At 62.7% G+C, this 5,711-nt stretch carries 5 protein-coding genes; 3 read left to right on the top strand and 2 right to left on the bottom strand.

The genetic code is table 11. From position 1 onward, the window contains the following. Positions 1-771, bottom strand: a 771-nt coding sequence (locus EN964_RS22205; RefSeq protein WP_127276732.1) for a cysteine synthase A, incomplete at its 3' end; no start/stop codon positions are given. A 328-nt stretch (positions 772-1,099) separates the two neighbouring features. Between EN964_RS22205 and EN964_RS22200 the strand changes: the two genes are divergently transcribed. Together EN964_RS22200 and EN964_RS22195 are read left to right on the top strand one after the other, a co-directional pair. Beyond that, the gene (locus EN964_RS22200; RefSeq protein WP_023812065.1) at positions 1,100-1,921 is read left to right on the top strand and encodes an SDR family oxidoreductase; all 822 of its coding nucleotides are present in this window, start codon (positions 1,100-1,102) and stop codon (positions 1,919-1,921) included. 78 nt (positions 1,922-1,999) lie between these two features. Continuing rightward, positions 2,000-2,974, top strand: a complete 975-nt coding sequence (locus EN964_RS22195; RefSeq protein WP_127271723.1) for a carboxylesterase — start codon at positions 2,000-2,002, stop codon at positions 2,972-2,974. 103 nt (positions 2,975-3,077) lie between these two features. Here the strand turns inward: EN964_RS22195 and EN964_RS22190 are convergent, their stop codons facing one another. Then, positions 3,078-4,499 carry a DEAD/DEAH box helicase gene (locus EN964_RS22190; RefSeq protein WP_127269639.1) on the bottom strand — a complete coding sequence of 474 codons (1,422 nt, stop codon included), beginning with the start codon at positions 4,497-4,499 and terminating at the stop codon, positions 3,078-3,080. A 408-nt stretch (positions 4,500-4,907) separates the two neighbouring features. On the opposite strand from EN964_RS22190, the gene EN964_RS22185 reads away from it, so the two are divergent. Next, positions 4,908-5,711: acyl-CoA carboxylase subunit beta (locus EN964_RS22185; RefSeq protein ID WP_281059565.1), on the top strand; the 804-nt coding region annotated here is incomplete at its 3' end.

Below are 5,711 nucleotides of genomic sequence, written 5' to 3'. Positions count from 1 at the left end.
CTCATCGGGGATCTGGAATGAAAAATCCGGCGTGAACCCTTCGAGATTGGCGGTGGTGCGCCCCTGCCCGATGCCTTCGGTGATCGAGCTGCCTTCGGACTTCAGCTCGCCGCTGGTGTAGAAAGAATAGAGCGCGGCCCCCAGCGGATCGGCGAGCGCGATCTTCACATCCCGGCTTTTGGCCTTCAGTCCGGAGGCGACGCCGGCCAGCGTGCCGCCAGAACCGACCGCCGACACGAAACCGTCGACCTTGCCGCCGGTCTGGTTCCAGATCTCCTCCGCGGTGGTGCGGATATGGCCGTCACGGTTGGCGACATTGTCGAACTGGTTGGCCCAGATGGCGCCGTTCGGTTCTGTCTTTGCCAGTTGCTCGGCCAGCCGCCCCGACAGTTTCACGTAGTTGTTGGGATTCCTGTAGGGCACGGCCGGCACCTCGATCAGCTCAGCGCCGAGCAGCTTGATCGTGTCCTTCTTTTCCTGGCTCTGCGTATCGGGAATGACGATGACGGTCCGGTAGCCGAGCGCCTTGGCGACCAGCGTCAGCCCGATGCCGGTATTGCCCGCCGTTCCCTCGACGATCACGCCGCCGGGCTTCAGCAGCCCGCGCTTCTCGGCGTCGCGGATGATGAACAGGCCCGCACGATCCTTGACCGACTGGCCGGGATTCATGAATTCGGCCTTGCCCAGGATCTCGCAACCGGTTTGTTCCGAAGCTTTGTTGAGGCGGATCAGAGGCGTGTTGCCGATCGCGTCGATCACAGAACGGGGCATTCAGGATTCCTTGTGTAGGTGCGCCGAAACCCTAGAAACCCGAAGCTGCGGTTTCAAGGCAAGAATTTGTCTGGTCCAGTCGCATTTGCAGTGCTGTTGTTGCGTCGGCGCTTCCCGAGGCTGGCCTCTTGCGCCACTGTTCATTTCCGGCTGACGTTGAAAAGCGGCTTTTCATTCGATTTCTTCACCGCTAGAGCAATTCCAGGAAAAGTGTGAAACGGTTTTCCGTCCGGAATTGCGTAGAAACAAGGAGATAGAGCAGTTCGCCGTTTCCGTGAAACGGTGAACCGCTCTAGAGCAAAGCACCAACAAGTCGACAGGGCGCAGCATGACACTCTACCGGGCTAACCCGAAGCACGGCGTCGCCTGGATCACGGGCGGCTCAAGCGGCATCGGCCGTGCGCTGGCCAGGGATCTTGCTTCCCAGGGCTATGCCGTCGCGGTGACGGCGCTTGACGACGATCCGATCGACACGCTTGTCGTCGAGACCGCGCAGATGCCGGGCAGTGTCACGGCCTTTCCCTGCGATGTCACCGACGAGCCGCGCATGGCAAGAACCGTCGCCGCGATCGAGAAGGAGCTCGGTCCCATCGTGCTCGCCATCTTCAATGCAGGGAACTACATTTCGACGCCGGGGGAGAATCTTGTCGTCAACGACTTTCGCCGGTCCTTCGAGGTCAATTATTTCGGCATCATCAACGGCCTCGTGCCCGCGGTCGAACGCATGCGTGTGCGGGCGCGCGGCCATGTCGTGCTGGTCGGCTCGGTGACATCCTATTTCGGCTGGCCGACAACGGCCGCCTATGGCGGCACCAAGGCGGCCATCAACATCCTGGCCGAGTCGCTGAAGTATGATTTCGACAAGATGAACGTGCGTATCCAGGTGTTCAATCCCGGCTTCATCGACACCCCGCTGACCGAGAAGAACATGCTGCCTATGCCGGGACTGATGCCGGTCAGCCGCGCATCGCGCCGCATGGCGCGGGGCATCAAGTCGGGCGGCTTCGAAGTCCATTTCCCGCGCCGGACCAGCTGGCCCCTGAAACTGCTCGGCCTGCTGCCGAGGCCGCTGTGCAGAGGGTTTATCAGCCTGATGACCAGTTGGAAGGCGCGGCCGCTGCATTACGACCGCAAACCCCCGATCGAATAGGACGCCGGCGAAATTGGCAGGCCCACCGTTTCGGGCCGCCTGGGTCATGGTTGAGACAAGTGCTGCGTGGAGTCTGCGATGGGGCGACGGATCGTGCTTGCTGTGCTGGGCCTGATCGCCATTCTCGCACTGGCCTTCGTGCTCGGCCCGCGCGTTCGCGTCGACACCACGATCCGTTTCGATCCCTCGCTCATCGCTGACGATCCGCAGGCCTATGTGGCAAAGGCGGAAGCCGCCATCCCCGGAATCCGTGACGGGCTGGAAAAAGAGATCGTCTGGGCCGATCCGTTGGTGCATGCCAGGACGCCGCTGTCGATCGTCTACATCCACGGCTTTTCCGCATCGAAGGGCGAGGTCCGCCCGCTGCCCGACGAAGTGGCGGAACAGCTTGATGCCAATCTCTTCTACACCCGGCTCACCGGTCACGGGCAGGATGGCGCGGCGATGACGCAAGGCAGCATCAACGCCTGGATCAACGACTATGAGGAAGCGCTCGCCATCGGCCGGGCGATCGGCGACAAGGTGATCGTCATCTCGACGTCGACCGGCGGCTCGCTGGCGGTCTGGGCGGCAACGCAGCCCGGTGCATCGGACGAGGTGGCGGCGATTGCGTTCATCTCCCCGAACTTCGGCGTCAAGGCTTCGGGCGCCGAGATCCTGACCATGCCGTGGGGCAAACAAATTGCCAGGCTGGTCGCCGGCAAGGAACACAGCTTCGTGCCGCGCAACGCGCTGAATGAAGAATTCTGGACCACCCGCTATCCGATCGAAGCAACCTTGCCGATGCAGGCGCTGACCGAGCTTGCCTATGGCGCGCCGGTGGAGAAGGCGACCATCCCTGCTTTGTTCATCTTTTCTGATTCGGACAAAGTGGTGCGGGCCGACCGCACCCGCGAGATTGCCGGGCGCTGGGGCGCGCCGCATGAACTGGTTCCGGTCGATGACACCGGCGACCCGGACAGTCACGTCATTGCCGGCGACGCGCTGTCGCCATCGACCACGGCGTTTCTGGCGCAAAGGATCGCCGTCTGGATCGAAGCGGTGGTGAAGTAAGCCGACGAAAAAGGGCGGCCGAAGCATCGCTTCAGCCGCCCTTTCCTTGGTCTGTCCCGGCAATCAGCCAGGCTAAGCCTGACTGATTACAACGCGATCTGGCTTACGCAGCCCGCGCAGCCGGACGCTTGCCGCCGAAGCGACGCTTGTTGTTGCCTTTGAAGGCCGGCTTGGCGCCTTCCGGCTTGCGCTCGCCTGCGAAGGCAGGCTTGTCGCCGAAGCGCTTCTTGCCAAAGCCGTTGCCCTTGTTCTCGCCACCGGGCCGCCTGCCGTCGCGACGGCCATTGCGGTCGTTGCGATCATTGGCCGGCTCGAAGCGCTCGTTCTTTTCAGCCGGATTGCGCAGCGGATCGGGGCTGCCGAGATGGTCGGCAACGATCGGCAGCTTGGTGCGGATGATGCGCTCGACCTGGCGCAGCTTGCTGTTCTCGGAAGGATCGCAAAGCGTGATCGCGATGCCGTCCATGCCGTTGCGGCCGGTACGTCCGATGCGGTGGACGTAGCTCTCGGCTTCATCAGGCAGGTCGAAATTCACGACATGGCTGATGCCGGGGACGTCGATGCCGCGCGCCGCAATGTCGGTCGCCACCAGAATGCGCACCGAGCCGTCGCGGAAATCGTTCAGCGCTTTCTGGCGGGCATTCTGCGACTTGTTGCCGTGGATGACGGCGGCCTTGAAGCCGTCGCGCTCTAGGTCCTTGGTCACCCTGTCGGCACCATGCTTGGTGCGCGAGAAGATGATGACGGACTTCATCGCCTCGTCGGCGAGCATCGTCGACAGAACCTGGCGCTTCTGCTTGGTGCGGGCAAAGACGACGCCCTGCACGATCTCGGCCGCCGCCGTGCTTTGCGGCGCGACTTCGACGCGGATCGGGTTCTTCAGCAGGCCCTTGGCCAGTTCGGCGATTTCATTGGGCATGGTCGCCGAGAACAGCACCGTCTGACGGTCGGGCGCCGTCGCCTTGGCGATGCGCTTGACGTCGTTGATGAAGCCCATGTCGAGCATGCGGTCGCCTTCGTCGAGCACCAGCCATTTGGTGTCGGCAAGCACGAGGTCGCCCTCACGCACAAGGTCGGTCAACCGGCCGGGCGTGGCGATCAGGATGTCGACGCCGGGAGCAACCTTCTTCACCTGACTGAAGCGGGACACGCCGCCGAGCACGAGCGCGGTCGAGACATGCGCACCCTTGGCGAGGATCTTGATCGTGTCTTCGATCTGCACGGCGAGTTCGCGCGTCGGCGCCAGAATCAGCGCACGCGCCGTCTTCGGCCGGCGCTTGGTGCCAAGCGCAATGATCTTCGACAAGATCGGCAGCGCGAAGGCCGCGGTCTTGCCGGAGCCGGTCTGGGCGATGCCGAAAATGTCACGGCCTTCCATCTGAGGGGGGATCGCCTGTGCCTGGATCGGCTTCGGCTCGGCGAAGCCGGCGTTGTGGGTGGCCTTGAGCAGCGCGCCCGTAATACCCAGTGCCGCGAAACCGGTGAGTTCCGCAGTGCTACCGGGCAAAGTGTTTTCGTTGGTCAAAATAATCTTCTTTCACGCGGCTTCTGGCCGCAAACATCGATGGCGGCAGGGCGCAACCTGCCGTCGAAAAATCTGTGATGAACGACAAGGCGGGCGGACGTATTCGTCCACTCGGCTGCGCTGTCGTGCCCGCAGGCATCATGCCACGGGGCTTTTTCACCGCTTTGTGATTTACCGGAAAAAGGGCCGATATACCGGAAAGAGGGAAAACAGACGCAACCAGTCTCATTCGTCGAGAAGGCCGGATTCGTTCCCGGCCCAAGCGCCTATGGGCTGCATATGGCTGAGTTCGCCGCCAAATGCAAGGGGCGTCATGCTGCAGCGCAACAAAACCCGTGGCGCAAGCGGCGCTTGCGCTCGCTTGCCGGCACGATTACCACGAAATGCCACTGGCTTGGGAGGTAATCGATGAAAGACGTTCTCAAGGAACTCGAGCGCCGCCGCGAGATTGCCCGCATGGGCGGCGGCCAGGCTCGCATCGATGCCCAGCACAAGAAGGGCAAGCTCACCGCGCGCGAACGCATCGAGGTGTTTCTCGACGAGGGCTCGTTCGAGGAATTCGACATGTATGTCGAGCACCGCTCGACCGACTTCGGCATGGAGAACACCAAGATCGCCGGCGACGGCGTCGTCACCGGCTGGGGCACCGTCAACGGCCGCCCGGTCTACCTCTTCGCCAAGGACTTTACCGTATTCGGGGGCTCGCTGTCGGAAGCGCATGCCGAGAAGGTCATCAAGGTGCAGGAGATGGCGCTGCGCAACCGGGCGCCGATCATCGGCCTCTACGATGCTGGCGGCGCGCGCATCCAGGAAGGCGTGGCAGCACTCGGCGGCTATGCCGAGATCTTTCAGCGCAACGTGCTGGCCTCAGGCGTCATTCCGCAGATTTCCGTCATCATGGGACCGTGCGCCGGCGGCGACGTCTATTCGCCTGCCATGACCGACTTCATCTTCATGGTGCGCGACACTTCCTACATGTTCGTCACCGGACCGGATGTGGTGAAGACCGTGACCAACGAGACGGTGACCGCCGAGAGCCTCGGCGGCGCTTCCGTCCATACGACGAAATCGTCGATCGCCGACGGAGCCTATGACAATGACGTCGAGGCGCTGCTGCAGATGCGCCGGCTGGTCGACCTGCTGCCGGCTTCCAACACATCGGAGCTTCCCGAGATCGAATGCTACCAGTCGGTCACCGACCATGATTTGTCG

Source organism: Mesorhizobium sp. M7A.F.Ca.CA.001.10.2.1 (genome assembly GCF_003998575.1).
GTDB lineage: Bacteria > Pseudomonadota > Alphaproteobacteria > Rhizobiales > Rhizobiaceae > Mesorhizobium.
The sequence above is the reverse complement of the archived record's forward strand: the minus strand, read 5'-3'. Positions and strand labels throughout refer to the sequence as shown.

Bases quoted from the DNA above. Each gene is read 5' to 3' on its own strand.
- EN964_RS22195 (WP_127271723.1), top strand. From the start codon at position 2,000: ATGGGGCGACGGATCGTGCTTGCTGTGCTGGGCCTGATCGCCATTCTC.
- EN964_RS22200 (WP_023812065.1), top strand. From the start codon at position 1,100: ATGACACTCTACCGGGCTAACCCGAAGCACGGCGTCGCCTGGATCACG.